The following is a 26,276-nucleotide window of genomic DNA, read 5'->3' as shown; positions in this document are numbered from 1 at the left end:
GCCGGCCCGAACAGACACCCCGATTCCAGGAGACGACCATGACCGAGCACAGCGACCACCCCCACCTGTCGGCCACGGCGGCGGTCGTCGTCGGGATCGACGGATCCCAGGGATCCGACACCGCCCTGGCCTGGGCGGCGCGCACCGCCGCCGACCGTGACCGTGGGCTGCACATCGTGCACTGCACCAACCCGATCGCCGATCGCACCCCACGCAGCGCCTACGACGCCTTCATCTACGCCACGATGCAAGACATCCGGCTGGCCGGGCAGAAGATGCTGACCGCCGCCCGCGCGGACGCCCTCGCCGTGGCACCGGCGATCACGGTCACCACCGAACTGGCCACCGGCAACCCCTCCCGCACGCTGATCGACGCCTCGGCCCACGCGCATCTGCTAGTCCTGGGCATGCGCGACACCGCAGGCACGATCGCCCACCTCGGTTCGACATTGCTGGCGGTGACCGCGCACGCGCGCGGCGCCGTTGTCGTCGTGCGCGGGCCGGATCCGGATCGACGCAGCGGGCCGGTCGTGGTCGGTGTCGACGGCAGCAGCGTCGGCGAACCCGCCATCGGTGCGGCGTTCGCCGAAGCGTCACAGCGCGGTAGTGAGCTCGTCGCGGTGCACGCCTGGAGCGATCTGTCGCAAGGACAGTTCGGCGGCACCAGCTACCTGGACATGCCGATCGAGGGCTTCGCCGTCGCCGAGGAAGCACTGCTGGCCGAACGACTGGCCGGCTGGTCCGAGCGATTCCCCGAGGTCGTCGTGCGCCGCGAGATCGAGCTGTTCGGGCCACGGGAGAACCTGGCCCAATGGTCACAGACCGCGCAGCTGGTCGTCGTCGGCAGCCGCGGTCGCGGGGGATTCCGGGGCCTGCTGCTCGGGTCGACCAGCAACTGGCTCGTGCAACACGCCCAATGCCCGGTCATGGTGGTCCACCACGATTGAGCCGACCGCACGGCCCGCGCCGTGACCGTCGATCCTTCGGATCAGCCGAAGGTCACGGCTGGGGCGGGCGACCGCGGGCCGTGTCGGCGTGAAACGCCGCGACCGCGGTCGCCAGGGTGGGAAACAACCACTCGGCGCCGATGCGCCCGCTCAGCCCACACGCATCCAGGTCATCGCGCAGATCCTGTTTGACCCGCGCCATCGCGAACACAACGCCCCGCGCGACCAGTTCGGCGCGCACCTGCTCGACTGCGTCCAGGGCGGTCAGGTCGACCTCCACATTGGCCTCGGCGCTGAGCACGAACCAGCGAACCGGTTCAGCACTTCGTTTCTGCGACCAGTCCACCGCCGCCAGCGCTCGTTTACGGAAGTCCTCGGCATTGGCAAAGCACAACGGCGCGTCGTAGCGGTAGATCACCAGCCCCGGCACCGGTTCGGCGGCCGGATAGTCGTCCACGTCGTGCATGCCCGGCAGGTCGGGAACGAATCCGAGTACCGCGTCGTGGGCGTGGGCGATGCGGCGCAGCAGATCCGACACCGACAGCGCGATCGCGACCAGAATCCCGTAGAGGACACCGAGCACCACAACGGCCACCACCGTGCCCAGCGCCAGCAGCAGTTCGCTGCGCCGAAACCGTGCCAGCCGCGTGAACTCCGCCACGTCGATCAGCCGTAGCGCTGCGTAGACCACGAGCGCCCCCAGGGCCGCGGTCGGGAACCCCGCCAGCACATCATTGGCGCCGTCGAGCACGATCAGCACTGCGGCCAGCGTGATCAGCGCGTAGAGCTGCGTGCGGGCGCCCAGCAGATCCGCGATCGTGGTGCGGCTGCCGCTGCAGCTCACCGGGAATCCATGGGTGAAGCCGGTGGCCAGGTTCGTCGCGCCCAGCGCTGCCAGCTCGGCATTGGACCGCACATGCTCACCGTGGCGCGCGGCGAACGCCCGACCGGTCAACGCGTTGTCGGAGAAGCCGACCACCGCGATACCGACCGCGGGCAACAGCAGCGACGCGGCATCGCCGAAGGTGACCGCGGGCAGGCCGGGCATCGGCAGACCGGCGGGCACACTGCCCACCACCGTGATGCCGAACCGTTGCAGCGACAACGCCGCGACCAGGGCTGTGGCTGCCAGGACCACGATCAGTGGCCCCGGCGCACGCGGCGCCCACTTGGCCATACCCAGCAGCGCCGCCAGCACCGATCCGGCCAGCAGCGCGGTGGCCGGATGCCATTGGTCGAGGTTGGCCAGCAGCGAACCCAGCTGTGCCAGAACCGAATCGCCCTCGACCGGTACACCGGTGACCCGGCCCAGCTGTCCGACGATCATCAGCCCCGCGGTCCCGGCCAGGTAGCCGACCAGCACCGGATGCGACAGCAGATCCGCCAGGACCCCCGACCGCATCAACGCACCCACCAGGCACAGCATCCCGACCAGCAGGGCCAGCAACGCCGCGAGCGCGCCGTAGCGATGCGGGTCACCGGCGGCCAGGGCCCCAACGCCACCGCGGTCAACAGCGCGGTCGTCGACTCCGGACCGACCGAGAGCTGACGCGAGGTCCCCAGCACCGCGTACACCGCCAACGGGGTGATCGCCGCCCACAAACCCACCACCGGCGACAGCCCGGCCACGGTGGCGTAAGCCATGACCTGGGGAATCAGATACGCCGCCACGGTGACACCAGCCGCCACGTCCGGGCGCAGCCATGCTCGCCGATAGCCCCGGAATTGCGCCAGGCCCGGCAATGCACGCATCAACATCGTTCCAGTGTCGAGGCTCGCACCGGCCTACGGGACGGCCGAACGTCACCGGATCAGGACAGTGGTCCTCAGCACCGGGGACCTTCGCCCCTGACCTCGAACAGGGCTGACCCGCCACGCTGGGACCATGATCTCGACCTACCTGCGCCGGCTCGACCCTCGCCGAGCCGTACTGTGCGTGATCGCCGGGCTGCTGGCGACGTGGGCCTTCGCCGGCGCACTCGGTCTGATCACCGGCGCACTGGCACTGAGCCCGGCGACCGAGACCCGGCTGCCGTGGCAGAGCCCGATTCTGGCCGGTGTCGCACTGGCGGTGATGGTCGGGCTGCCTCTGACCGTCGTCACCCTCACAGCCCAGGACGGCCCGCGCACCAAGCACACAACCATGGTCGCGGCCTGTGCACTGATCGGCTGGATCCTATTGCAGCTGTTGGTCTTACGCGAACTGAGCTGGCTGCAACCAGTGTGTGTGATGCTGGCGGTTGTCATCGCCGCGCTCGGCGTCGCGCCGCAGCCGGCCCGCAGCGCTTCGCGGCGCCCGAAGGAGTGGAACTGATGCACGCACAGATCGTCTACGAATCGATGTTCGGCAACACCGCCGAGATCGCCGAAGCGATCGCGGTCGGTCTGCGGCCACGGTTCGAGGTGACGATGTGCCCGGTCGCCGAGGCCGTGAACCGCCCGGCACCCGATGTCGACCTGCTCGTGGTCGGCGCCCCGACCCACGCGTTCGGTCTCAGCCGCGCCGCGACCCGCGAAGACGCCGCCGGGCAGACCGACGCCCCGGTCGAGATAGAGATCGGGATCCGCGAATGGCTCGACGCGGCACTGCCCGTGGCATCCTTGCGGGCGGCGGCCGCCTTCGGGACCAAGATCGCCCACCCACCCTGGCTGCCCGGTTCAGCGGCCAAGGGTATCGGCAAGCGTCTGCGCCACCTCGGCTATCACCTCGCGGCCCCACCAGCGGACTTCCTGGTCGAAGACATGACCGGACCATTGTGCAGCGGCGAAATCCAGCGCGCGACCGCGTGGGCAGCACAACTGGGCGCGACCGAAACCGCCACTTCGGCAGAGCGGCCATGAACACACCGCCCGCCGCCGACGCGCGCTCGGGCATCGACACTGCCGCTGTCGTCGCGGGTGTCGACGGATCACCACCGACAGCGATCCGCGCTGCTCAATGGGCCGCGGTCGCCGCCGCTGCCCGGCACACGCCATTGCAGTTGGTGCATGTCGCACGACGACCGGCACTCGGGCCGCGCGGCTGCGGAATCCTCGCCGAAGCGCGGCAGGCGGTCATCGGTCGGTGGAGGCAAACCACGCACACCCCGGCACGGAAATCGCCGAGTTGACCCTGCATGGAGATCTGGCGACCGCACTGATCGACCTCTCGGCGACCGCGTCCGAGGTCGTGGTCGGCAGCCTCGGCCACAGTCGCACGGTGCAGACGATGCTCGGCTCGGTCGCGTCGTCGGTTTCTGCGGCGGCGCACAGCCCCGTCACCGTCGTTCGGCCCCTGCGGTACGTGGCATCAGCTGTTGGCCCGATCCTGGTCGTGATCGACCCGGTGAACCCTGGCGCCGCCGACACCCTGGCAGTGGGGTTGCGCGCCGCGCAGGAGCGAGCCACCAACATGGTGGTCGTCGAGCTCACCCGGTCCGGTGCTCCGTCGTCTGCAGTCGGCGGGGACGTCGAGGCGTTGGTGGCCGAGTTGGGTGTCCGGTTTCCGTCGGTGCGGACCAGCATGATCACCTACTTCGGTCACCCACGGACCGCGCTCGAAAGGTTCAGCAGCACCGCCCAATTGGTTGTCGTAGCGCGCGATCACCGCACGTTGTGGCCACCCCAGCAGGGTATGGGGCGTACCGCGCTGGGCCACACCCGCTGCGCGGTGTCGATCGTTCCCGAACCGACTGCGGCACCGACCGGCATCGATCGATTCCTCGCCTACGCCCGAATCGAGGCCGATCGGGTGTTCGCCCGACCTGACCACCGGCATCGAACCGCGCTCGAGCAAGACGCTGCGACGCGGTGACCGCGCCGGTATCGCACACCGCGACCACCTTAGTTGGTCCGATGCGCGAGCTGCTCGACGAAAACTGATTCCCCCGGCGCCATCTGGGCGCCCGGGTGGCTGTAACCGAGGGCGGCCCGCGTTGCCTCGCGATAAGGTCAGCGCGGACCGCCATTCGCGGTCGACACAATCATGCCGCCGCCGAGCCGGCCCAGCTCCCGAATCGAAGTACGCCGTTTTCGTCGACGGATCCTCGAGCAAACGAAAACTGCATGTCGCGGGCGTACGTGTTGTCCGAGATCGTCTCCGGCGCGGGCGAACGGGTCTCGGTGGCGTCAGCGAATCAGTTTCAGGCCGCCCACTCGCGCCGGAATGAACTGATCGTGGTCGGCGTCCCCGGAGCTTCCGGTCATCGCGAGGACTTCTTGCCTGTCGAGACCTTTGTCGAGCAGCGCCTCGCCGATGGTGGCCGCCAACGCCGGATGCTCGGGTGGGATGCGGTCGGCGCCTGGTTCGTTGGCTTTCCACCCACGAGCATTGAGTGATCGATAGAACCGGGTGCGTTCCTCGCCCGTGACCCGCCCGAACTGATAGGCACGCTCGTAGATCGCCTGCATCGATACACCCCATGTGGCTTTGAGGTCGATCAGTCTCGCAGGCTTCAACACCGACAAATCCGGCTCGATCAAATGCTTGGGCATCAGGAACTCGGCGGCGAACTCGTCGGCTTGGCGCTCCATCTCTCGATCATCGACGACGAACACACTGTGCAGGACCAGGTGCCCCAGCTCGTGAGCCAATGTCCACCGGCGGCGGTCCGTCGTTTGCGCAGCGTTGACGATGATCACCGGATAGTCACTGGCCCACTGGGACATGCCGTCGATTCGGTGGGTATCGAAATCCTCCTCGAAGATCAGCACACCTGCCGATTCCAGCCATCGAGTCAGGTTCCGCACGGGACCGATCGGCATCCGCCACTGCGACCGAGTCAACCGGGCCGCATCGGCGGGGGTCGCTGTCGCGGCGGTATCGAGTTCGAACGTCGGCACCTGGTTCTGCGGTCGCATGCCGATCCGATCCAGCAGGAACGCGCTACGCATGCGATACATGTTCAGCCGCGCCTCCCCGCTCTTCCAATGCGAGACCTTCGCCGTGCGTTGACGACGCATGTGGACATCGCCTGCGAGGGCACCTTGCATCCGGCTGAACGAACTCGACAGAAACTCCGGCGTCAGCGACAACGCCGCAGCGAGCCTGGCGACCATGTCCGGCTCGGGTGTACGAGTGTTGTTCTCATACCGCGACAGCGTGGCTTGCTGGATGCCGAGTTGTTCGGCGAGTTCTTCTTGAGTCATCCCCGCCGCCCGCCGCGCCGTCAGGATGACATCGCCCATGCTGTTCACAGGGCATCGGGTTCAGCCTGCCCGGACATCCCGTCGAACAGGTCGAAATCGATCGCGGGCATGACAGGGTCGATGGGCGTGAACACCAACTCACCGCCTGCCGCGGCATGTCCGGTGTCGAGCTCGACCATCCACCGCGGCTTGTTCTTGCTGTCACGGAACGAGATCACCGGCTGCTTGATCTCGCCGAGCTCTCCATCCCAGATGTAGCCGATCGCCAGGCTCCACTGTTCGAGCCCGGGAAGTGCGGGTGTGGCGCACCAGAAGTTCAGAGCAGCCTTGGTCGGGAAGGTCTCGATCGCCGCGGCGTGGCTGTGGCGCTTGATCCGGAGTCGGTACTTGCTGCCATGGCGGACCTCGCGCACAGGCTCGGCGTCGATCATCGTCACATCCGGGTTGTCGAGCGTAGCGAACTTCATGTGCGCCCAGATCCGGTCATGGATGAAGTTCGCGACCAGTCGTTGAGAGAAGTCGACGAACCAGCCCGGCTTGATCTCGCGGAACTCCCGGAGGTCTTCTCGGGCACCGTCGACGGCGGTGACGATTGCGTGCAGCGTCTTGTCGCCGAGGTCTTCACGCACATCCTGAGGTTCCGGGTATGAATTCATACCGGAAAATATACCGGCATTGTCAACCGGGGGCCTTCGCCCACGCCGGGGAACCTTCGGCCGACCAGGAACCATCTCGATGACGCGTCAAGCAGTGGCGCGGCCGACGCGGTCCCGCCGTGGCGCCGGAGCAAAACCGCCGAGGCGCTGCGATGGGCGAGCCGGATGCCACTGGGTCGATCACCGAGCCGTCCGCGGCGTCGCCGACCACGCCTCGTGCGCCGACCTTGCCGGTGACCTCTCCGTGCCGACCGGAAGCGATGACCCTGCACGAACACCTGACCCGATCCGTGATCCGCGCCGGGCGACCGAAATCCGTCAACCCAGATGCCATGATCTATCCACGACCCTCTGACGCGTCGTCGACGAGGGTGCATCGGCGCCTTGGTATTGCTCGGACGCCGTAGTGCGTGGGCAGCGCGTAGTACGTTGCCACACATGAGCGAGCCCAACGCCATCGTCGTCGAGCCGGTGGTTTCGGAGGAGAAGGTAATAGAGCTGCTCGGGGTGGGGACCGAGCTGACGAACCTGGACTACAAGCGCGTGGTCGATCTCAACGACCATCCCTCGCTGGTGGAGTTCACGAAAGACGTTGCGGCCATGCGCGCTTGCGGCGGCTACATCGTCATCGGCGCTGACGATTGCGGCAAGCTGACCGGGGAAATGACCACACAACTGGCGCAGCAGTTCGACGAAGCGAACCTGCGCCAAAAGCTCGAGAAATTCCTCCACCCGACCCAGGTCATTCCCGCCCAGCACACGGTAGCCGGACACCCCGTCGTGCTGGTGTTCGTGCCGCGTCATTCGCTCGGATTCACCGTCGTGAAGGCGATCGGTGAGTACACCAAGCCGAACAACAAGCAGCAGACAGTGTTCCGGCCCGGCGACGTCTTCCTTCGGCGCGGCACCTCGAGTGCGCGGTGGGAGCAATCGGAGGTCTTGAGTCTGTTCGCCGAACGCGACGAACGCCTGCGCGAGCAGCACCGCCAGGAGTTCGCTGCAACAGTCGCCGCGATCGAGGCCGGCGTCCGAGGCCAATCCATCGCCCGCGGTCCGGTGCAGGCGCTGACGTGGCAACTGGATCAGGCCTCGTTCGACAATGCGGTGCTCGAGTTACTGCGCGAACGCGACCTCGTGCCGGTACGGCTGTTGCTGCTGCGCGCGGCCGGTGACGCCTTGGCCGCGGCCGACGGCGGAGACCTCGAGGAGTACCGAACGATCCTGGACCGGCTGATCTCCCTGGCCGGCACCGCGCTCACCGTCGACGACGACGATGTCGCGGCGTCGGTCATCGATCAGCTCGCCCTGATCTACCGGACACCGCCGGCACCGCAGTCTGGTGATGGGAAACTGCTCGCGCTGCTGTGGCTCGAGATCATCTTCCGCGTCGAAGCACTGGGCGGGCTCGCCGTGCGATTGGGCAAGTGGGAGATCGTCAGAAAGCTTGCGCTGCAGCCATCTCCCGATGAGTACTGGGCGATCTGGCTCGGGCACGGCTTGGTCATGGGCAGCCGCCAGAACCATTTCCCGAAGATCAACAGCCAAGACGAAGGCGGTGGATTGATCCCACCAGCGCGCCGGATCACTCACCGTCTGCCTGCGCTGCGCCCGTACGCGGTCGACGACAGTACCTACGATCCGCAACCCGGCACCGCGATCCCCGACCGGGATCCGATACTCGACGCGCTCTGCGGTTTCGACGCGATCGCGGCACTGGTCATCACGACCAGGCCCGGCCGCGGGACCACGCGGCCCCCGCGCGCCGGCAGCGAGTACTACCCCTCGTTCGCCAACTACTATTCACGGCGGTCCGAGCCATGGTGGACCAAACTCGCGACCGACCGGGACTTCCGGACCACCGTGCTCGGCGACGTGAGCGAGGACGCCTTGGGCGATGCTTTGTGGGAGGTCGCGGTCCGTGCCGCGAGGATAGACACCGGATTCGGTGTCTGGTCGGTCACGAGCGCACCAGTTCGACAGCTCATCGACGCCGCCCAGAACCGACAGTCGTGATGAGGACCGATGCCGACCAGCTGACCCGGCGCTGAATCGCACCGACAGAACGCATTGAGCGCGTTGCGACGTCATCGTGGGCCGGTCCCTCTGCACCGCCGCGTGTCCGGTCGCGACGCGTCGGTGAGCAGCTGTTCTGTGAACCACACCGCGGCGAGATAGGCGGCTCGGCGCGTCGGCTAGGAATCCAGCGGTGACCGGCCCGGTGACATCAGGCGAGTCAAGCGGTGCTCACTGCGCATCAACTCGGCCGCGCACTGGTTGTGTGCAAGTACTCGCCGGTCGAGGCCACCGACCAGAAACAGCGTGGGCGCGGTAATCCGAGTCAGCCGCGCGCCTGCCAGATCGGGCCGAGCACCACGCACAACCACCGCGCCGACCATCGCACCGAGCTCGCCGGCGGCCCACAATGCTGCAGGAGCATCCGAGCCCGTGCCCAGCAACCCGGTCGGCAACTCACGCAGCGCCGGCACCGCGTGCAACCAGCCACGCACCTCGATGAGACGATCGCCGAGCAGTTCGACATCGAACAGGCTGTCAGGCCTACCCGCCTCGGCGGGGGTGAGGACATCGACGGTGAGGCTCGCAAAGCCATGCCTGGCCAGCAGCTCGCCCATGTAGCGGTGGCGCGGGCTGTGCCGGTCCGTGCCACTTCCGTGGGCGAATACGATGACACCGACCGGATCGGGCGGCACCCTGAGACAGCTGTTGACCACGACCTCGGCGCAAGCAATCATCACTTCCTGGTTGCCCGGCGCGGACGCGGCCACCGCGTCGAGGACAGTCACAAAGGGCTCCGTTCGCATCACACCTGAGAGCGTGTGGATCCGAGGTGGTGAGGTGTTCCAGTTCGGACCTGGTGCGGGCCTCCGAGCACGCACCAGATCCGTTGTCGCACACCGTGCTCAGTCGGCGGTCTTGACTGCGATCTTCTTGGCGGCAGCTTCGGGTTCGGCGACCGGAATGCTGACGGTCAGGATCCCATTCGAATAGGTCGCCTCAATGCTGTCTGCGTCGGCACTCTGGGGCAGGCTGACCGACCGAGAGAACGAGCCGTAGGTGAACTCGGAGCGCCCGTTGTGCTGGTGCTGTTCGCTGCGCTGAGCCTTGATCGTCAGTTGCCGGCCTTCGACGCTGACCTCGACGTCCTTATCGGGGTCGACGCCGGGGATTTCCGCTCGCACGACGTAGCGGCCGTTATCGATGCTGTCCTCCACCGCCAGCAGATGAGTCCCGATCGTGGATCCCAATCCTGCGTGGGCGAGGGCATGCCACAGTGTGTTCAGATCGGGCACAAGACCCGGGCGGTGAGCCGGAAGAATGCTCATGTCTTTCCTCCTCGAGGATGAGGTGATTCGGCCTTTCGATCCCACCGCGTCGCGGCTGCGCCCGACAGAGCATCGGGTCATCAGCGGTGAGGACGGTGGACACTTGATCAGCATCCGAAAGCCCCTCCGTGTCCGGCGCGCGGCTGTGCGTCGGTCCGGTCGTCCGGATGGTCGACGGCGCTGAGAAGCGCCAGGGCGCTTCGAATACGGGCAACAAGACGGATATCCGAGCGATCGGCGCACTCACGGTGGTGGTCACTCGAAGCTCGCCAGCCGAAACCGCCGATCACGCCGTGGGTTCACGGCGTGATCGGTCCGCCCGGCACCTATGCAGCAGTCGCGGCGGGGGTGATCAGGCCGTAGTGTCCGTCGTAGCGGTGATACAACACGCAACCCCTGTCGAGCTCGGGGTCGACGAAGAACACGAACGGCCATCCCGTCAGCTCGAGGCGTTCGGCAGCGCCCTCAACGCTCAGAGCCGGCGGCGGTGTGGGGCTGATCGTGACCGCCACCACGCTATCGATGACGGCCTGGGGATGTGGATGAAGCTGAGCCAGTCGGTAGCTGGTCTGCCCCGTGCGATACAGCACACTGTCGAGTTCGCTGCCCGCCTCGGTGAACAGGTGGAACTCGTAGTCCAGCAACGCCATATCGTTGGCCGCCTCGTCACAGGTTTGGCTGGCCAACGCGAAGGACTTGCGTCGCAGGATCTCGCGCTCTTCGATCGGGCGGGGGAAATACGGCAGGCGTGGACGTGGCGTGGCCCCGTGGTGCCACACGTGCGGATCGGGCCCGAAGCGGTGACCGCGCACCGGTTCCCCGCGCCGCGACATCCGCTCCAGGCGCCCCCGCAACCGCGCCGCGAGCAGATCGATGGCCTCACGCGCCGACGCGGCCGAGACCTGAGCGCGCACCGCACGCCCATCGACGTTCACATTCGCTTGGGCGACGGTCGGATCGGTGACCGCTGGGTCGGCATGCCCTTCCAACCGGACTCGTGCCGAGAGCACGGGCCCGCCCGCGTATTCCAAGGCCCCACCGATCTTCTCGCGTGCGTAGTCGCTTGCCGCGGCCGATACGTGACGGCCCACCGAGATCTGCAGGTTCGTATTCGCCAGTTCCGTGCTTCGATGCATGGCACTCTCCTTCTGTCGCACCTCACAGCTTCTGCGAACACCCGTCATCCGAACAGGGCCCCAGGACCGTGGCGAGCCGATACCGGAGGCATCGAGTTCGGGGACTTTGGTCCTTCGACAGCCCGTCCCCCAGGGAAACCGATCTTCGAACATCCGCGTGCTCGTGTGGTGCAGCTTGTTCGCATCAGCCACGGCTCCCACGGCGCGGCCGAAGGGTTTGCACGCCGTCGGCCCTGGTCGGGTTCCGAGTCTTCGCGCCGACCAGTGCATGTGGCCCTGGCTATCTAGGCGTCGCCTTGGTGTGATCTGTACCAGGTCATGCGTCCGTCGGCTGCAACGCCGACGCAGTGATAGAGGCGAATGAGGTTGTTGTCCGCGTCGTAGCGTGCGAGCTGATTGCCCCCGAGAATGGAGTCCTCGAACCACGCCTTATCCGAAAACCGCTGTCTCACTGCAGGTCTGCCAGGATCGGTGGTGTCGTAGACGATCATCGAATCAGCGGTTCGGACGTACAGGGCTTTGCCGATGCCGCCGATTCGAGGGTGCGAGACGAACTTGACCGGGTGCGCGTCCGACACAGACGCAGCTGCATGGAGAGTACGCAGGGCTTGTTCGCTGGCGTCTTGTGCATGTGTGGTGATTCGCCGGCCGGTGCCGGTGCGCCGCGTGGGCAGTCCGCTCGGGTCGACGGTGTCCGGCGGCTCCCCGATGAGGACGGCGACAGGATGATGGGCAACAGTGGTGTCTATGTTCGCGTTACCGACGCTGTCGTGCAGCTTGAGCAATTGACGGTTGCCGTCGCGTTCGAACCACAGGTCGCTGAGCTTGCCTCGGACCCGCAGATCGGCTCGTGCGGCGTAGTGGAGTTGACGCACTGTGATCGAGGGGGGCCGGCGGTCGGAGTCACGGGCAGGTGCTAGCGAGATCTGTAGCTGGTCGATGGGATCGGCGAGGAGCAGCGTCGTGAATACGACGCCTGTTTGTGGCGCTGTCAAGGTTGCCAGCGCTACTTCGTCGAGGGTCGATATGGTGACCTCGTCGTCGGTGGCGAGATTGTGTACTGCTATTTGCCACAGCGTCCAATCCGGATGTTCCATCGGTTGGGGCTTCGGCACGCCGACGATTTCCGGAATATGGAAGCTGTCACGCCATGCCTTACACATTTTGTTCAAGTTCCGACGCAGTTCCTCCAAGTCCTTTTTCTCGGCGTCGGTGATCGGATTCACCGGCGGATACACAATGGTCCGGACACCTCGTTTGGTGATGACGCGTACCTGGCATGGGTATCGTTCTGCGAGCGCCATGAATTCCGGACGGAAGGTTTCGCGGACGATGAGGTTGTTGCCTTCCATCGTGAGGCGGTATTCACCGAGGGGATCGTCGATGATCCGCCCGGAGCACAGTGGCGTATCCATGGACCCGTTGACCGTGATCGTGGCGATCGCGGCGATACCGAAGCCACCACCCCGGCAGCTCCCGTCGACAAACCATCCCAGCTCGGACTGGTCGAGCGCGGTTGTGCCGGGCTTCACCTCGGAAAGGCCACCGACCGATCCTGCGAATACCAGCAGATCCGTTGTGCCGTAGACGGTCTCGAAGTTGAGTCGCTGCCGAATCGGTGGGCTCAATGCCATCCGAACGTTAAGTGGCTGGACAGTTTCGTAGTTGCTATCGTCGATCTTGCGGGTTTCGGCACCGAGGTCTTCCGAGATGTCAGGGGGATCCTGTTGGTAGATCGCAGCCAATACGCCGATGGCCGGCACTATCGGAGCGGTTGCCAGGCCCGCGAAGTAGTACCCCAGTCCGTCATCTAGTTCCTCGTCCTTGAGCAGCAGGGGGCCGATGAACGGCCACAGCAGGCTGGCGGTGACGGCGCACAGTATCGTCTCCCCAACATCGGATGGTTCACCTGTGATATTCACCCGGGTCGTGAGCCGATTGTCGGCTACATGCAGAGAAGCGGTGATATCGACGTCGACATCCATGTCGATGTCGTCCACGAGGAACGGGCACGCATCGAACAGTTCGAGTTCAGCGTGAACACGCACGGCGCATTGCGTGGGCTGCCACGTGGCGACGGGACCACTGACCAGATTGAGATCGGTCGACGCGCTCAGCGGTATTCGGACCTGCTCGCGTACCTGTTCGACGATCCGGTCCTTGTCCAGGGCTACGGCCCATTGATTGCCTCGCAGGAGATCGGCGGGGTCCTGCTCGAAGAAGGCGCGGGTAACGCTTCCGCCGCGCACACCGTTGACCTGGAAGTCGATCCGCATCGCGATACGGGTCGCCGCCCGGTCGCACACGATCCCGCAGTTCACCGCATTGACAGCACCGCTCCCCTCCCCCGCCAGCGCACTATCCAACCCTGACAGATCCATTTCGACCGGAGCCGGTGCGAGGCCGACCAGCCGCTGCTCCACGGCAGCCTTGCTGGTCGCGGGAATGAAGGGGTCATAGATGCCGTAGTCGATGTAGCCGAGGCTGTATCGAAGAAGCGGACGACCGCCACCCTGAGTGCTGTTCGGTGCCCACAAATCGACGTTGAACACGACGGTTAGTGCCACCGGGATCGAAGGTGACGGGGCCTCGGCATGAGCCCGCAGGTCGGATGGAGACACAAGATGAACGGTCACGGGCTGGCGCACTTGAAGAAAACTGGCAGTGAAGCCGGACAAGAATCCTGTCGGGGTGATGATTCCGACGGGGTTGGTCGCTGCATCGACTTCGACCGGCGTTCCCGATGTCCGATCGAGCCGCCGTTCACGTTGCACAGACGTCCCGTCTTCGACGTCTATGCGGTCCAGAACATACGTCGAGTCGAACAATGGCAACTCATGGTCGAGACAGATCGGAAGGGAACGAAGACGATTCCGCACTATCCTCGTGAAGACATCGGCGGCTAACTGAAACTCCATAAACACAGCAACCACCTCGCGTCGGACTAAACCAGAGCGGGCTGTCAGTGACGCCGCGCTCGCGGGACGCTCGCAACGAGCACGAGCACTAAACGGGCCACGCCGCCGGGCCAGAACCCGCTACAGCGACGTCATTCATCGACCACTCACCGGATCGAGCTGTGAGCAGAGTTGCATCCGCTGCACGGAAAACGCAGGAGGGACTTCTCCGAGGGGCTCGAACACGGACAATTTCCCCGTCCAACCAGTACATATCCGCGCTCTCATCATCTCACGGCCGCTGTGTGGCAGGCGGCAACTTCGGACAAGAAGCGCTTTTCCCGAACTTGGCCGGGTCGCATCTCATGCCGCAACCACGTGGTGAAGCCGTGACGGCAGAGAGTCCGGCTCGACAGCAGTATTCAGATGGCTGGGTGGTCGCGGCATGGGTGACCGACCGGGGCGGCGGCCGGATGTACCCGCGACCCGGCACTGCGCAGTATCGGGAGGGCGAGCGTGTTCAGTCACTCCCCGTTGAGCACCCGCGTGTCCCCGAGCTATGTGAGGGCGCTGCCAATCACCCGGATTCGCTGGGGCCGTGTCGTTACGACCCGCTGGCAGAGCCGCCGCTCGGATACACCGCAGATCCGTTGCGACGCCAGTATGGGGCAGCGTGCACGAGCTGAACAGGGACCTGCAGCGCTCCTCGCGGTAGGCGACCGGGCGGCCCTCGCGGGGCGGCAACCGGGAGCTCCGTTCGCGTTGCGTCCGTGCCATCGCAGGCGCGGCCGAAGGTCCTCTCGTGATGTGTCTTTCAGCCCTACGGAGCGGCGGGGCCGCGATGGTGATGTAGGCACCAGACAGACCACACACAATTCGATGACATGAAAGCGGGGACGCGTCGCGTGGCAGCCACCGAACAGCCCTCAGCTGATCTGGACTCGGGACTGACGGTCACCACTCACGGACCGGTCGACCTCACCACGACCGCCCGCGCAGCCCGCCAGATCGGCAATGTACTTCGCGGCCACGGCATCAGCGACGGACGGGTGCGAGTCACCGCCGCCTCCGATGCCGGGGCACAACAGCTGATCCAACTGAACTGTCATCGACACCACGAGCCGATCCGAATCCAGATCGCCGGCCCTCGTGAGTTCGCGGCGGCCATCGCCGCCGAGCGGCTGGACCGTCTGCTCACGCGGCTGGACTCTGCGAACGCGACGATGCGGTGTTGGCCCGATCCGTCGCGACCAGCCCTCGCTGTGGTGACCGGACCTCGCCGGATCGTCCGGCGGCAAGCGCTGCACTCTGGCCACCGTCGACGTCGAGACCGCAGTGCGGGTCATGGACGCGATGGACTATGACGTCGAGTTGTTCACCGACGCCGAGACCGGCGAAGACGCGATCGTCTACTGGGCCGGCCCCCTCGGGGTGCGGCTGGCCCGCCAGCATCGAATGCAGCCGCCGACCGCACCACACGCGATAGCCGTCTCGGTCAGCTCCCGTCCTGCACTACAGCTCACCGACCTCGAGGCCGCCGATCGCCTGTGCTCCTACGGGCTACCGCACCTGTTCTTCTCCGCCGCCGATGATCGGCGGGGCCGGCTGCTGTACCGCCGCCACGACGGTGACCTGACCATCGTGGAGCCCATGTCCTCGCCGGGTACGCCGCAGCCCGGCCCGCGCCCAACTTCTCGACCCGCCGCACAGACAGGGATGGACTCGTGAACGACACCGAACCGGACCGGCGCGTCATCGACCTCGACCGCGACGCCGCGTTGAGGCTACTCGCCTCGGCACCGTTCGGCCGGATCGTGTTCATGCGCGATGCCCTGCCGGCCGTCCGACCGGTCAATCATCTCGTCGAGAACGATGAAACTGTCATCGTGCGCACCGGAATCACCTCGAAACTGACAACCGCGGTCCGCGCCAACTCCGCGGTGGTGGTCACCTACCAAGCCGACGACATCGACCCCATCGGCCGTCTCGGCTGGTCGGTCACGGTGACCGGGCTCGCGCGCCCGGTCACCGACCCGGCTCGCATCGCCCGCTACGAGCGCATTCTGACCCCCTGGGTCGACAAGACCATGGACTCGGTCATCGAAATCGAGACCACCATCGTCGCCGGTATTCGCCTCATCGACTGCACAAGGACAGACCACCACCATGCACCATGATCTGACACAACGTGAAATCCTCACCGAGCTCGAACCGATCACCGAACGCTGCCTCGACAACCACCTGCACACGAGCAAGCCATCGCGACCCCACGACTACATCCCCTGAGACCAAGGCCGCAAGCGCGCCGTGCTCGGCGGAACCGACCGGGCTACAGCAACCCAGGTCGCCCGAGGACCCCGCCGTGTGGACACACCAGCAGACCGCCCTGCAGAGCAGGGTCGTAACCGAACCTGACGCCGAAGCCCGCGGGATCAGCGCGGGGTGGTGTCAGGGTCGTCGTCGGTCAGCGCGCGGACCACAGCGGCGGTCGCGGCGTTCTCGCGATGCGGCATCGGGGCGTGACAGTGGCCATCGGCGGGTGATCGAAGGCGCCGATCGCGAAGGAGGACAACAGCGATGACCTGGCCGCTGATCGCCACAGCCGCCGCCGAGACGGCGGTGCTGGCAGCAGTGCTCACTGCGTATTTCTCGGCGCGCCCGGTGACACGGTGGCCGCGGCAAGGATGGCGACGAGCAACCAGACGATCGCTGCGCCATTCACGACACCGCCGGCGATGCCGATCGCTACGACGAGCCCGAAAGGGCTGTCCGAGCTACCAGAGAGAGCCGGTGAGGACGCTGCCAGCAGCCCGCACAGCCAATCTGGGCTGCGGTGGCCAGACCCATCGGTGCGCGCGAACCATCCATGACCTCAACACGAGTCACTGCGCGACCCACCGTTTCGCCTACCGCACTGTCATCTCCACCGACGCCACAACCGGTCGCTAGGCATGCGGTCTCGCTGCCGGCCGATGGCAGCGCAGTGTGTGGGCAACTCGATCACAACGAGCGGGTCTGCTATGGGAACCTCGCAGTGGGGGAAGACCTGCTGGTAGTACCCCCGAGAGCTCCTCGTGCTCGAGAGTCCCCACAAAAGCCACATGGGCGATCGCCTCCACCCCTCGGCCATCGCGGTGTATCGAGATCGGGTGCGGTGTTGTGAAGTTTCGCCACCAGGCTTTGGACTGGGCACGCGCGACCCGCACCACGATGGTGTCGCCGATGTGCGCGCATTGCACCGGCAGCGCGATGTGCCGTCCCGACCGTCGTCCTCGGTAGCGCAGCTCGGCCACATGGGGCACCAGCCGCGCCAGCAAAGGTACGCGCAGCGCCGAAACCACCAAGGATGCACCGATTCCAGAGGTTTGATAGTTCGCCGAGACGGTCATGACTGCGATCATCGCCTCACCCGAGCCTCGCACACCAGAAACCGAAGACCCTGAGGTGAGGGCATTTCGGACGGAATCATCACCTCGAGGTCGGTCTTTCGCTGCCCGAGGGCAGTCACGAGCGCAGCGGCGGTGGGGCGCTACGGCCTGGGCCATGCTCCTCCCCTGCCCTGACAAACGCCGCCGAGCCCGACACGGGAATCAGGCCGAGTTTCGATGCCCCATCGCCGGACCGGACACAGCAAAGATGTCGACTCCCAACGAGCCGCGAAGGACCGCGCTGAGTCCTCCTATCGCTGCCACTGGATCGTGGCCGTAACACCCCACCCTGACCCACCAGGACAACGCCGCCGGTCTTCCCGATCAACGGATGGCAGCTCCGCAATCATCGGGCTGTTCGCCTCCAGAGCGCCGACGTAGTCCCGCAAGGATGACCTCGGCGCGGGTATCTCGGCGCACCGGACACGGTGCGCTGTGCGCGGCGCTCATCAGATCGACGACAATGTGGACGTCGACCGATTGATCGAGCATCCCCGCTGCCCGGGCACGCTCCACACTGGGCCCGACGATCGCCTCTGTCAGCTCAGCGGCTTGGGCTGCGAGCTCGTGTGACTCGTCGGCCACGGCGTAGAAGAGTGCGAGGTCGGCGCCCTCGAGCACGCACCCGCGCCGAAAGACCTCGGCGAACGCGGCCCATGGGTCGTCGATGTCGCGGGCTCGCTCGGCTACCGTCTCCGCCTCCGAAGCCAGCTCTGTCAGTACGGCCGACAACAACTCGTGCCGGGTTCGGAAGTACCGGTAGAACGTGCTCACACCGACCTGGGCTGCGGAGATTACAGCATCGTTGGATGCGGTAGGGCCTTGGTCACGGAAGACCTCACGAGCGGCTGCCAGGATCTTCGTCCTGTTTCGTGTGACGTCGCGACGCTCTTTCATGCTCCGACCCTACTCGAAACGGTAGACCTACTCCTACTTTGTCGCTACCAGTCGAGAACTGGAAGTTCAACTCTCATTTTCAGGAGAGTTGGTGCGTCACCTCGTTCAGACACAGACAGCCGAGCTGGCCGTCGAGCTGCAGCACACCGATCCACCTCGGAGTAGCGCCGAAACCGCCCTGGTACGAGTCGAGGCGTTCGGTTTGAATCGAGCCGACGTGTTGTATCTGAAGTCACCGAGGGCCGATGGCGCGTGGGCATCGACGGTGTCGGAACCGTTATCGGCGCTGCTGGCAACGGATCGGGACCGTCGGAGGGAACTCGCGCGGTCGTGCACCTGCCCGAAGGCGGCGCGGGGGCTGAGCAGATCTCAGTCGATTGGAAGAGGCTGGTGCCGCTACCCGAGGCAGTGGATACGGCGACCGCGGCGGCATTGCCGCTGGCGGGCATGGTTGCCCTGCGGCTGATTCGGGTTGCAGGTGACCTCCACGGTCAGCGGGTTCTCATCACCGGCGCTTCCGGTGGTGTCGGTTATCTGTTGGTGCAGTTGGCCCGCGCACATGGCGCGGAGGTCCATGCCATGGTCCGCGAGACCGAGCCGTCGAGGCATCTACTCGGCGCCGGGGCGCGTATTCACAGCCAGTGCCGCCGCCCCGAGTGGTCGATTCGATGTCGTCTTCGAGTCGGTAGGCGGACGCACCGCCGCTCACGCTGTTGCCGCTCTCGCGCCAGGGGGCCACGTCGTCTGGTACGGGCAAGCCAGCGGCGAACCGATCTCGCTCGACTTCTTCTCCTTCCTCACCGCAGGACAGGGCTTCTCATTCACCCACTTCGTGTACAGCGACGACGAAACCGATCCCAAGGAAGACCTCGAGGAACTGGTCCAACTGGCCGCGGCCGGAACCCTGACGCCACATATCGGCTCGATCGAAGACTGGGCGCACACCACCGCAGCCCTCGATCGCATCAATCAAGGCATTCAGCCAGGTAAGGCGGTACTGATGATCAGAGAGACGCGTAGATGAGCGGCATCGGCCTCGTCGCGAGTCTGCACAGGCCGAAACGTCCACTGTCTGAAGTTCCTCTGACGTGGTGACCATATGCCCTCGTAGACGACCCGCCACCGGTCGAATGATGGAACCGAGGACAACACCGAATCCAGGAGGCGCCCCATGACAACGACCGACGCTGTAATGCACGCCGACGTCACGTTCATCAGTGTGCGCGACACGATGGAGACCGCCGCCAGACGGATGCACCAACTCGACATCGGTGCACTACCCATCTGCGACGGCGAAGGACACCCGGTCGGCATCGTCACCGACCGCGACATCGTCCTCAAAGTCATCGCCCACGGCGAGAACCCCAAGACCACCACCGCCGGAGAACTCGCCCAAGGTGAGCAGTTGATCACCATCAAAACCGGCGCCGACATCGAGAATGCCCTGGCGGTGATGGAACAGCACCAAATCCGGCGGCTACCGGTCACCGACCAGGGAAAACTGGTGGGCATCATCACCGAAGCAGACCTCGCCCGTCGCCTACCCGATCACACGGTCGGTGAATTCGTCGACGCCATCTGCGCCAAGCACCTGCCCTCGACCACCAACGGCGAATCCTGAGGCCTGCCGGGCACCACTGCCAGCCCAACAGTCGAAGGGACCAAGGTCATGACCACCCATCACATCGACCCGCCGACAGAGGCTCCGGTCGTAGTCGGTATCGACGGCTCCGAAGTCGGCGCACCGGCCGTGCGATGGGCTGCCGAGACAGCCGCCGCACGCAATCGCCGCCTACGAATCGTCCACGCTGTCGACCTGACCGCCGCCCACATCCTGCTCGACCCTTACGAACTGCCGATGGCCTCGGTCACCGAGGCCATGCGCGACTTCAGCGCCGACTGCCTGGCCGCGGCGCGACGGCTGGCCCAGGCCGTCGATCCCGCGCTGGTCATCGAAACCGCAACCGTCGACGGCACCCCCGCCCCTGTGCTGGTCAAGGAATCCACGACCGCGCACCTGATCACTCTCGGCGCTGCGGGGCTCAGCGGAGGCGGCCTGTTCGGTTCCACACTGCTCGCCGTCGCCGCCCACGCACACGGCCTCGTGGTAGTCGTGCGCGGCTCCGAACCCGAACAGCCGAGCCGAGACTCCGGGCCCGTGGTCGTCGGAATCGACGACAGCGACTCCAGCCACGCTGCGGTAGGAGCCGCGTTCGCCGAAGCCTGTGAACGCCACACCGAACTCGTGGTAGTCCACTGCTGGAGCGACCTGCGGTTCGGATGGTTCGCTGGGCTACCCGACCTGCTCGACAGCCGCAGCGCCCAAGCCGACGCGCACGAGCTGATCACCGAGCAGCTGGCCGGCTGGACCGACAAGTATCCGCACATTGCCGTCGAACGGAAGGTCTACCTGTCGGGTCCATCCCATCATTTGATCGACTGGTCCAGATCGGCGCAGCTCGTCGTTGTGGGCAACCGTGGTCGCGGCGGCTTCCCCGGACTGCAGCTCGGCTCCACCAGCAACGCTCTGATCCAATGTGGCCAGTGCCCGATCATGATCGTTCACCCTCGGTCCGGGTGAGTCGGCAGAGTTGGAAAGCCGGTTCACGACGGCCGCGCTGGCAGCCGGCGAACTGATGTCAGTACCGAACCGCTGATCACCCGCAGTGCATCGGCTGATCACCATCGCCAGTATCAGCGCCGCTCTTGCGGTTTCGGCCCTTTGTGCTCGGATACCCCCGTCCCTGCCGGGTGTCGGGCTGACGGTCGCGGTGACCGCCGAACCTGATCAGTGCACGGTTGGATGCTCGCGCAGCCATGCACGAATACGCTTGCGCGCGTTGGTGTAAGGCGAGGAGGTGTTGAACTGGATCATCCGGCCGGCAGTGTACTTGCCATAGAACGGCGCACCGTACAGCTCGTCGTCGCTCATGGATCCGACCAGTGCGACAACCTGCTCTTCGGCCGCCGCGAAACGTGCCAGCAGATCTATCCACGACTCCGCGGCGTGGTCGCGATAGAACTTCTGAGCGAGTTCCCCGAGTTGGGTCCAGGTGAATCCTGGTGTGGGAAAGCTTGGTTCGATACCCCGCGCGCGCAACTCGAACCACGACAGCACCAGCTCGTTCCACCCGATCAGATACGCAACAAGGTCAGCTGGGCTCATCATCGTTCCCGCCGCATGCCCGGGCAACGACAACTCCCGCGCCCGTTGCGGCGCAACGCGGCCGAGGTCCAGAGTCAGCTTCTGATAGCAGTCGACGATGGCATCGAGCAACGCGGCCTTGGACTTCGGCACCGCCATTGAGTTCCTCACCTCCGTGGACCCACACCAGTCGAGTCGCAGGCCAGTCAGCGACACTCGACCTGACCCAGACCACACCGTAACCAAGCTCGCGACGCCGAAGCCTGGCGATGTCCTGCCAAGTGCGTATTGCACCCATCGCCTCGCCAGCACGCAGCCGAGGCATTCGATCGTCGGAGGAGGTGCCCCGCATCATCCGCGCCGAGACGCCGCGGAGCTGGCCCACGATGGATGCGTTCGGTCCCTAGCCCAGCTTCGCCACGGTTAACAACACTGCCGCAGCGTCGAGGGCCTCCAGCGAGTGCCGCATGTTGGGCACGATCAACACGTCTCCGGAACGACCTTCCCAGTTGTTCTGACCGGCAGTGAGCCGGACCCGTCCGTGCAGGACCTGAACAGTGGCCTCGCCCGGGTTTTCGTGCTCGTCGAGACGTTGTCCCGCCGCCAGTGCGATCAAGGTTTGGCGCAGAACGTGCTCATGACCGCCGTAAATCGTGCGCGCGCTTCGGCCACTCGACGCGGCGCTGGCAAGCTCGAGTTGCTGGCGCGCCAAGGCTGTCAGGGACATCTTCTCCATCGTGCACAACCTTCCTCATGGGTCTTCAGCTCAAACCGATCCTCGCCGGCGAAGCTCACCTGCAGCCCAACCACTTCGAGGTACCGCCACCACGCTACCGAGTCCAGCGCTTCTCCGACCGTCTCCGCAGGTGGTGTCCGCAACCTTGCTCAGGGGTTGGGGTGCGGGGCCGGTAGCACCCCGGATCACTTGGCCCGTGCACACATTGAGCCGGCGCGTAACACCCGTCACAAAACTAGTATCGCATCTGCGAATTAAAGTACGGTCTGGTCATGCAGCTCACCCGGTTCACCGACCTCGGACTGCGGATCGTCATGCGCCTGGCTGTGGCAGCCGATGGTGAGCGCCCCGGAAGCCGAAGCATCGCCGACGAGCTGTCGGTGTCCTACACACATGCCACGAAGGTGATCACCCGGCTCTCCGAGCTCGGCATCGTCGACGCGCGACGCGGACGCGGGGGTGGCCTGGCCATCACCGAACTCGGTCACACCGCCTCGGTGGGATGGCTCGCGCGGCGCCTCGAAGGTGAGGCGGAAGTGGTCGAATGCGACGGCGCCAATCCCTGCCCGCTGCGCTCGGGATGCTTGCTGCGCTCGGCGTTGCGCCGCGCCCAGGAGGCGTTCTTCGAGTCGCTGGACACCCTCACCATCGACGACCTCACCCAGACTCCCACCCGAGCCGTCCTGCTCGCCCTGCCTCCGCCGGTCGGCGCAGTCCCCCACATTTCGTCAACAATCGGAGAATGACATGCTCTCGCCCACCGCGACCGAGATGATCCGCGCCACCCTGCCTGCGGTCGGTGCTGCCATCGAGGACATCACGACGCTGTTCTACCGCAAGATGTTTGCCGCCCATCCCGAACTCGAACGCGACCTGTTCAATCGCGGAAACCAGAAACAGGGCGGCCAGCAGAAGGCTCTCGCCGGGGCCATCGCCGCTTTCGCGGCTCTTCAGTTGGAGCCCGATCAGGCCCGTGTCGATCTGATCCTGTCCAGAATCGCCAACAAGCACGCGTCGCTGGGAATCGAGCCCGCACAGTATGCGATCGTGCACACGCACCTGTTCGAAGCCATCGTCGAGGTGCTCGGTGACGCCCTCACCCCCGAGGTCGCTGCCGCCTGGGACGAAGTGTATTGGCTGATGGCGCAGACACTGATCTCGATGGAAGCCGGGCTCTACCAGGCTGCAGGTGTCGCGGTGGGCGATGTCTGGCGTCAGGTGCGTGTCCGCGACCGCCGCCACGAGTCGGCTGACACGGTCTCCTTCGTGCTCACGTCGGTAGACGGTGCTCCCCTGCCGTCGTTTGCTCCGGGGCAGTATCTGTCGGTGGGTGTGCATCTGCCGGATGGTGCGCGGCAGATCCGTCAGTACAGCCTGTCCTCTGCACCCTCGCGCGATGACTGGCGCATTACCGTCAAGCGCGTCGACGCCCAGACGCTGGCGGACGGGTCAGTTATCCCGGCTGGCGAAGTATCGAACTTCCTGTTCCACAACGTCTTCGAAGGCGACATGCTGAACGTGACCACACCGTTCGGTGACCTGGTGCTCCAAGACGACGACGCGCCACTGCTCCTTGTCTCCGCCGGTATCGGCTGCACGCCGATGATGGGCATGCTCAGCCATCTCGCCGAAACCAATGACTCGCGTCCGATCTCGGTGCTGCACGCCGACCGCTCACCCAGCAACCACGCTCACCGTGCCGAACTGACCGAACTGGTCGAGCGTTTGCCGTTCGCGGTCATGCACCGCTGGTACGAGGACCTCGGCGCCCGCCGCCCCGAAGGAAGCCTTCGGCAGGGCCGCGCCGACCTCGGTGAGATCACCATCGCGCCAGGCACCAGGGCGTACCTGTGTGGTCCGCTGCCGTTCATGCTCGGCATGCGCGAGGCACTACTCGCCAAGGACGTGGCACCGGAGAACATTCACTACGAGGTCTTCGGGCCGGACAGCTGGGCGGCTGCCCCGGTGTGAGCAGCGCGCCGCTCACACCCCGACTCCTCGACTCGGGGTGCGACCGAGCTGAATTTCCCTGAATGACAGCGTGCCACCACGGTTGGGGGGAGCCCTCACCGTCTCGGCGCGTAGATCGGAAGGACCCACATGACAACCATGCACGCGGTCGCGATCGCGGTGACCTTCCTATGGCTGGGAATGGTGTTGGCCATTTCGTTCCTGGAGGCGCCGCTGAAATTCCGGGCACCCGACGTGACGGTGCGAATAGGGCTAGGAATCGGGCGACTTGTCTTCGGTGCCCTGAACCGCGTCGAGATTGCCTGGGCGGCAATACTGGTCCTCACCGTCATCGTCGGCGGTGCGCGGGCCGCGGCAGTAGCTGCCGCGATGACCGCGGTCGTGGTGCTTATCGTGCAGATGGCAGGTGTTCGTCCTTGGCTGACGCGTCGGTCCAATCGTGTCCTGGACGGCGAAGATGCTCCCCGTTCACGCGCGCATCACGTCTACGTCGGGTTGGAAACCGTGAAGGTTCTTGCGCTCCTCGCAACCGGCGTCCTCCTCCTTGGTGGGTAGGGGACTCTGGCGATCCACGCACACAAGCAGCCACTATCGACGGTCAACTCCGTGTCGGCGCTGCTGCTGTGGGCGCGGACTGCAAGCAGCGAGGTTACTGCTGTCTGGGACTCGTCATTGAACTGTCAGTACCGGATCGTCACTTCGTGTCAGTAAATACGAGCACACCGACACAACCTGAGTCGTGATCGAATGGTCGGTAGCGCGCTTGCCTCGACGTCACCGGAGAGCGAACGGTTCCGGATCGACGCCCAGCTACGCGTTCGGTTGGCCTAGTGGCGTGGGAATGCCTCTGCACTCCACCGCGAAATGCGTCAACGTCAACCCGACGGCGGCGCACCGGCACCGAGTCTGTCGACGATCCATCGTGCGATCCGTGAGGACACGCGGCGACATCGCAGGTCTGCGCGAAGGTGAGCGGTCGCGACGCAACTTCGATGTGTTCCTCAGGCGGCCCAGCGCTGGCCAGTACCGCAATGCGGCATGGGAAACCGATCATGTGGACGCCGCGGTAGAGGTCGATGTCGATGGCCGGTTGATGAAACCGTGGGTGGCCTGGTTCGTCGACACCGCGTATTGCGTGATCATGGGTGCGGCGGTGACCGCAGAATCGAAGCGCGCAAGCCGAGATCGACTCCCGGTTCGGGTCCTCGGAGTCGTCGGGATCGACTCGGGCACCGTTGATCCCAGTCTGGGCATGGGTGTAGCGCGGTGCCCGACGCCGTTGCGCGAAGTCGACGCGGCAGCAAGGGTGCGGGTAGTGGCCAAGGCGGTCCTCCGCTCGGCGAACCCCTCGGCGGCCGCAAGCTCGCAGTAGTGCAGCGCTTGACGGTAGCGGCCCAGTTGCGCATGGCACAGCGCCGCTCGCGGCACGCCGTCGCCTACCTGCCGGGCTGACTTGAAATGTTCCGCCGCAGCGGCGATCGCGCCACGCGCTTCGGCATCTCGGCCCACCGCCAATGCCTGCTCGGCGGCCGGGACCGCAGCCCAGTCGCGATCGTGTTCAGCCCGCAGGACCGGATCTCCAGCGATATCGGCGGCCTTGGTCCGAGGACGCGGTCCGTGTACCGGCGGACCTCGTCCTCGGACGGCGTCGCGGCGGCGGCCGCGACAGCGGCGGCGATGACGAGAGCGTCGAACTTCTCGGGAAACAGGTGCATCGGATGCTCCTACTTCGTTCAGCTGGCGAGTAACCCCTACTTATTGGCAGTTGTCAGGTGACTGCGCGGCGAGTCTTCGGTGAGACGTACCTCTCACCTCAGGAACTAAGTATCACAGTATTATCGTTCGTATGATTAACGAGAGTACGATCTACGATAGATATAGCTGTGGGTCCATTTTCGAAGGGGGCGATGGCCGCGTTGATGATCGGCGCGATTGGTATCGGTGGGTCGTGACGCCGGAATTTGCTGGCGTCGAGTCCGTGGGTGATCACCACGG

General features: G+C 65.6%; 24 protein-coding genes and 2 pseudogenes. 14 read left to right on the top strand and 12 right to left on the bottom strand.

Translation table 11 applies throughout. The features are described 5' to 3' along the window. The first annotated feature begins 38 nt into the window (after positions 1 to 38). Entirely contained in the window at positions 39 to 947 is a 909-nt protein-coding gene (locus NI2_RS08620) for a universal stress protein (RefSeq protein WP_067488347.1), read from the top strand. 52 nt (positions 948 to 999) lie between these two features. Here the strand turns inward: NI2_RS08620 and NI2_RS08615 are convergent. Continuing rightward, positions 1,000 to 2,705: pseudogene (locus NI2_RS08615) on the bottom strand (SulP family inorganic anion transporter). A 127-nt stretch (positions 2,706 to 2,832) separates the two neighbouring features. On the opposite strand from NI2_RS08615, the gene NI2_RS08610 reads away from it, so the two are divergent. The 3 genes and pseudogenes from NI2_RS08610 to NI2_RS08600 all read left to right on the top strand — a co-directional run bounded on the left by NI2_RS08610 (position 2,833) and on the right by NI2_RS08600 (position 4,740). Next, on the top strand, positions 2,833 to 3,261 hold the full coding sequence (locus NI2_RS08610) for a hypothetical protein (protein WP_067488207.1): 429 nt from the start codon (positions 2,833 to 2,835) through the stop codon (positions 3,259 to 3,261). Then, a complete protein-coding gene (locus NI2_RS08605) occupies positions 3,261 to 3,788 on the top strand; it encodes a flavodoxin family protein (RefSeq protein ID WP_067488345.1) in 528 nt (175 codons plus the stop codon). Before NI2_RS08610 ends, NI2_RS08605 begins: the two co-directional genes overlap by 1 nt. After that, positions 3,785 to 4,740, top strand: a pseudogene (locus tag NI2_RS08600) (universal stress protein). The gene NI2_RS08605 and the pseudogene NI2_RS08600 overlap by 4 nt, the downstream one beginning before the upstream one ends. A gap of 314 nt (positions 4,741 to 5,054) precedes the next feature. Here NI2_RS08600 and NI2_RS08595 read toward each other — a convergent pair. Continuing rightward, positions 5,055 to 6,113, bottom strand: coding sequence for a helix-turn-helix domain-containing protein (locus tag NI2_RS08595; protein WP_243750082.1), 1,059 nt, complete (start codon positions 6,111 to 6,113; stop codon positions 5,055 to 5,057). Between the two features lie 5 nt (positions 6,114 to 6,118). Continuing rightward, positions 6,119 to 6,730 carry a hypothetical protein gene (locus NI2_RS08590; protein ID WP_067488201.1) on the bottom strand — a complete coding sequence of 204 codons (612 nt, stop codon included), beginning with the start codon at positions 6,728 to 6,730 and terminating at the stop codon, positions 6,119 to 6,121. A gap of 438 nt (positions 6,731 to 7,168) precedes the next feature. On the opposite strand from NI2_RS08590, the gene NI2_RS08585 reads away from it, so the two are divergent. Next, positions 7,169 to 8,743, top strand: a complete 1,575-nt coding sequence (locus tag NI2_RS08585) for an ATP-binding protein (protein ID WP_067488199.1) — start codon at positions 7,169 to 7,171, stop codon at positions 8,741 to 8,743. Between the two features lie 179 nt (positions 8,744 to 8,922). On the opposite strand, the gene NI2_RS08580 is transcribed toward NI2_RS08585, so the two are convergent. The 5 genes from NI2_RS08580 to NI2_RS35050 all read right to left on the bottom strand — a co-directional run bounded on the left by NI2_RS08580 (position 8,923) and on the right by NI2_RS35050 (position 15,213). Beyond that, complete coding sequence (locus NI2_RS08580; RefSeq protein WP_084476171.1) at positions 8,923 to 9,513, bottom strand: dienelactone hydrolase family protein; 591 nt, start codon at positions 9,511 to 9,513, stop codon at positions 8,923 to 8,925. 135 nt (positions 9,514 to 9,648) lie between these two features. Next, positions 9,649 to 10,071 carry an Hsp20/alpha crystallin family protein gene (locus NI2_RS08575; RefSeq protein WP_067488197.1) on the bottom strand — a complete coding sequence of 141 codons (423 nt, stop codon included), beginning with the start codon at positions 10,069 to 10,071 and terminating at the stop codon, positions 9,649 to 9,651. A gap of 326 nt (positions 10,072 to 10,397) precedes the next feature. Beyond that, a complete protein-coding gene (locus NI2_RS08570; protein WP_067488342.1) occupies positions 10,398 to 11,207 on the bottom strand; it encodes a ribosome hibernation promotion factor in 810 nt (269 codons plus the stop codon). 284 nt (positions 11,208 to 11,491) lie between these two features. Then, the gene (locus tag NI2_RS08565) at positions 11,492 to 14,131 is read right to left on the bottom strand and encodes a hypothetical protein (RefSeq protein ID WP_133734202.1); all 2,640 of its coding nucleotides are present in this window, start codon (positions 14,129 to 14,131) and stop codon (positions 11,492 to 11,494) included. Positions 14,132 to 15,030: 899 nt separating this feature from the next. Next, entirely contained in the window at positions 15,031 to 15,213 is a 183-nt protein-coding gene (locus NI2_RS35050; RefSeq protein WP_243750081.1) for a hypothetical protein, read from the bottom strand. A 235-nt stretch (positions 15,214 to 15,448) separates the two neighbouring features. Here NI2_RS35050 and NI2_RS35045 point away from each other — a divergent pair, with 235 nt between their 5' ends. Both NI2_RS35045 and NI2_RS08545 read left to right on the top strand, forming a co-directional pair. Continuing rightward, positions 15,449 to 15,832, top strand: coding sequence for a hypothetical protein (locus tag NI2_RS35045; RefSeq protein WP_067488190.1), 384 nt, complete (start codon positions 15,449 to 15,451; stop codon positions 15,830 to 15,832). Further along, on the top strand, positions 15,829 to 16,281 hold the full coding sequence (locus tag NI2_RS08545) for a pyridoxamine 5'-phosphate oxidase family protein (protein WP_067488188.1): 453 nt from the start codon (positions 15,829 to 15,831) through the stop codon (positions 16,279 to 16,281). The genes NI2_RS35045 and NI2_RS08545 overlap by 4 nt, the downstream gene beginning before the upstream one ends. A 255-nt stretch (positions 16,282 to 16,536) precedes the next feature. Here the strand turns inward: NI2_RS08545 and NI2_RS33680 are convergent, their stop codons facing one another. Beyond that, positions 16,537 to 16,743, bottom strand: coding sequence for a hypothetical protein (locus tag NI2_RS33680; protein WP_133734201.1), 207 nt, complete (start codon positions 16,741 to 16,743; stop codon positions 16,537 to 16,539). A gap of 1,113 nt (positions 16,744 to 17,856) precedes the next feature. Further along, positions 17,857 to 18,429, bottom strand: coding sequence for a TetR/AcrR family transcriptional regulator (locus tag NI2_RS08540; RefSeq protein WP_084476169.1), 573 nt, complete (start codon positions 18,427 to 18,429; stop codon positions 17,857 to 17,859). A 478-nt stretch (positions 18,430 to 18,907) separates the two neighbouring features. Between NI2_RS08540 and NI2_RS08530 the strand changes: the two genes are divergently transcribed. The 3 genes from NI2_RS08530 (at position 18,908) to NI2_RS08520 (ending at position 21,010) form a co-directional block, all read left to right on the top strand. After that, a complete protein-coding gene (locus tag NI2_RS08530; protein ID WP_133734200.1) occupies positions 18,908 to 19,453 on the top strand; it encodes a zinc-binding dehydrogenase in 546 nt (181 codons plus the stop codon). 147 nt (positions 19,454 to 19,600) lie between these two features. After that, entirely contained in the window at positions 19,601 to 20,050 is a 450-nt protein-coding gene (locus tag NI2_RS08525) for a CBS domain-containing protein (protein ID WP_067488180.1), read from the top strand. 48 nt (positions 20,051 to 20,098) lie between these two features. Further along, on the top strand, positions 20,099 to 21,010 hold the full coding sequence (locus NI2_RS08520; RefSeq protein ID WP_067488178.1) for a universal stress protein: 912 nt from the start codon (positions 20,099 to 20,101) through the stop codon (positions 21,008 to 21,010). Positions 21,011 to 21,217: 207 nt separating this feature from the next. On the opposite strand, the gene NI2_RS08515 is transcribed toward NI2_RS08520, so the two are convergent. Both NI2_RS08515 and NI2_RS08510 read right to left on the bottom strand, forming a co-directional pair. Continuing rightward, positions 21,218 to 21,733 carry a ClbS/DfsB family four-helix bundle protein gene (locus tag NI2_RS08515; protein WP_067488176.1) on the bottom strand — a complete coding sequence of 172 codons (516 nt, stop codon included), beginning with the start codon at positions 21,731 to 21,733 and terminating at the stop codon, positions 21,218 to 21,220. Between the two features lie 244 nt (positions 21,734 to 21,977). Further along, the gene (locus tag NI2_RS08510) at positions 21,978 to 22,310 is read right to left on the bottom strand and encodes a cupin domain-containing protein (protein ID WP_067488174.1); all 333 of its coding nucleotides are present in this window, start codon (positions 22,308 to 22,310) and stop codon (positions 21,978 to 21,980) included. 272 nt (positions 22,311 to 22,582) lie between these two features. On the opposite strand from NI2_RS08510, the gene NI2_RS08505 reads away from it, so the two are divergent. From NI2_RS08505 to NI2_RS35040, 4 genes are all read left to right on the top strand, one after another. Further along, on the top strand, positions 22,583 to 23,056 hold the full coding sequence (locus tag NI2_RS08505) for an RrF2 family transcriptional regulator (RefSeq protein WP_067488172.1): 474 nt from the start codon (positions 22,583 to 22,585) through the stop codon (positions 23,054 to 23,056). 1 nt (position 23,057) lies between these two features. After that, complete coding sequence (locus NI2_RS08500; protein ID WP_067488171.1) at positions 23,058 to 24,281, top strand: globin domain-containing protein; 1,224 nt, start codon at positions 23,058 to 23,060, stop codon at positions 24,279 to 24,281. A 129-nt stretch (positions 24,282 to 24,410) separates the two neighbouring features. Continuing rightward, positions 24,411 to 24,836 (top strand): hypothetical protein, encoded by a 426-nt coding sequence (locus tag NI2_RS08495; RefSeq protein ID WP_067488169.1) that lies wholly within the window; start codon positions 24,411 to 24,413, stop codon positions 24,834 to 24,836. A 376-nt stretch (positions 24,837 to 25,212) separates the two neighbouring features. Continuing rightward, positions 25,213 to 25,653: a hypothetical protein gene (locus tag NI2_RS35040; protein WP_067488167.1), complete on the top strand. Its 441-nt coding sequence runs from the start codon at positions 25,213 to 25,215 to the stop codon at positions 25,651 to 25,653. Positions 25,654 to 26,276 lie beyond the last annotated feature (623 nt).

It is taken from the genome of Nocardia ignorata NBRC 108230, from assembly GCF_001612905.1.
Classification (GTDB): domain Bacteria; phylum Actinomycetota; class Actinomycetes; order Mycobacteriales; family Mycobacteriaceae; genus Nocardia; species Nocardia ignorata.
Note: the sequence above shows the minus strand (reverse complement) of the source record. Positions and strands in the feature narration are given on the sequence as shown.

Excerpts from the sequence above, each read along its gene's own strand:
- NI2_RS08620 (WP_067488347.1), top strand. The coding sequence starts at position 39 with ATGACCGAGCACAGCGACCACCCCCACCTGTCGGCCACGGCGGCGGTC.
- NI2_RS08610 (WP_067488207.1), top strand. The coding sequence starts at position 2,833 with ATGATCTCGACCTACCTGCGCCGGCTCGACCCTCGCCGAGCCGTACTG.
- NI2_RS08605 (WP_067488345.1), top strand. The coding sequence starts at position 3,261 with ATGCACGCACAGATCGTCTACGAATCGATGTTCGGCAACACCGCCGAG.
- NI2_RS08595 (WP_243750082.1), bottom strand. The coding sequence starts at position 6,113 with ATGGGCGATGTCATCCTGACGGCGCGGCGGGCGGCGGGGATGACTCAA.
- NI2_RS08590 (WP_067488201.1), bottom strand. The coding sequence starts at position 6,730 with ATGAATTCATACCCGGAACCTCAGGATGTGCGTGAAGACCTCGGCGAC.
- NI2_RS08585 (WP_067488199.1), top strand. The coding sequence starts at position 7,169 with ATGAGCGAGCCCAACGCCATCGTCGTCGAGCCGGTGGTTTCGGAGGAG.
- NI2_RS08575 (WP_067488197.1), bottom strand. The coding sequence starts at position 10,071 with ATGAGCATTCTTCCGGCTCACCGCCCGGGTCTTGTGCCCGATCTGAAC.
- NI2_RS08570 (WP_067488342.1), bottom strand. The coding sequence starts at position 11,207 with ATGCATCGAAGCACGGAACTGGCGAATACGAACCTGCAGATCTCGGTG.
- NI2_RS35050 (WP_243750081.1), bottom strand. The coding sequence starts at position 15,213 with ATGACAGTTCAGTTGGATCAGCTGTTGTGCCCCGGCATCGGAGGCGGC.
- NI2_RS35045 (WP_067488190.1), top strand. The coding sequence starts at position 15,449 with ATGGACGCGATGGACTATGACGTCGAGTTGTTCACCGACGCCGAGACC.
- NI2_RS08540 (WP_084476169.1), bottom strand. The coding sequence starts at position 18,429 with ATGAAAGAGCGTCGCGACGTCACACGAAACAGGACGAAGATCCTGGCA.
- NI2_RS08525 (WP_067488180.1), top strand. The coding sequence starts at position 19,601 with ATGACAACGACCGACGCTGTAATGCACGCCGACGTCACGTTCATCAGT.
- NI2_RS08520 (WP_067488178.1), top strand. The coding sequence starts at position 20,099 with ATGACCACCCATCACATCGACCCGCCGACAGAGGCTCCGGTCGTAGTC.
- NI2_RS08515 (WP_067488176.1), bottom strand. The coding sequence starts at position 21,733 with ATGGCGGTGCCGAAGTCCAAGGCCGCGTTGCTCGATGCCATCGTCGAC.
- NI2_RS08510 (WP_067488174.1), bottom strand. The coding sequence starts at position 22,310 with ATGGAGAAGATGTCCCTGACAGCCTTGGCGCGCCAGCAACTCGAGCTT.
- NI2_RS08505 (WP_067488172.1), top strand. The coding sequence starts at position 22,583 with ATGCAGCTCACCCGGTTCACCGACCTCGGACTGCGGATCGTCATGCGC.
- NI2_RS08500 (WP_067488171.1), top strand. The coding sequence starts at position 23,058 with ATGCTCTCGCCCACCGCGACCGAGATGATCCGCGCCACCCTGCCTGCG.
- NI2_RS08495 (WP_067488169.1), top strand. The coding sequence starts at position 24,411 with ATGACAACCATGCACGCGGTCGCGATCGCGGTGACCTTCCTATGGCTG.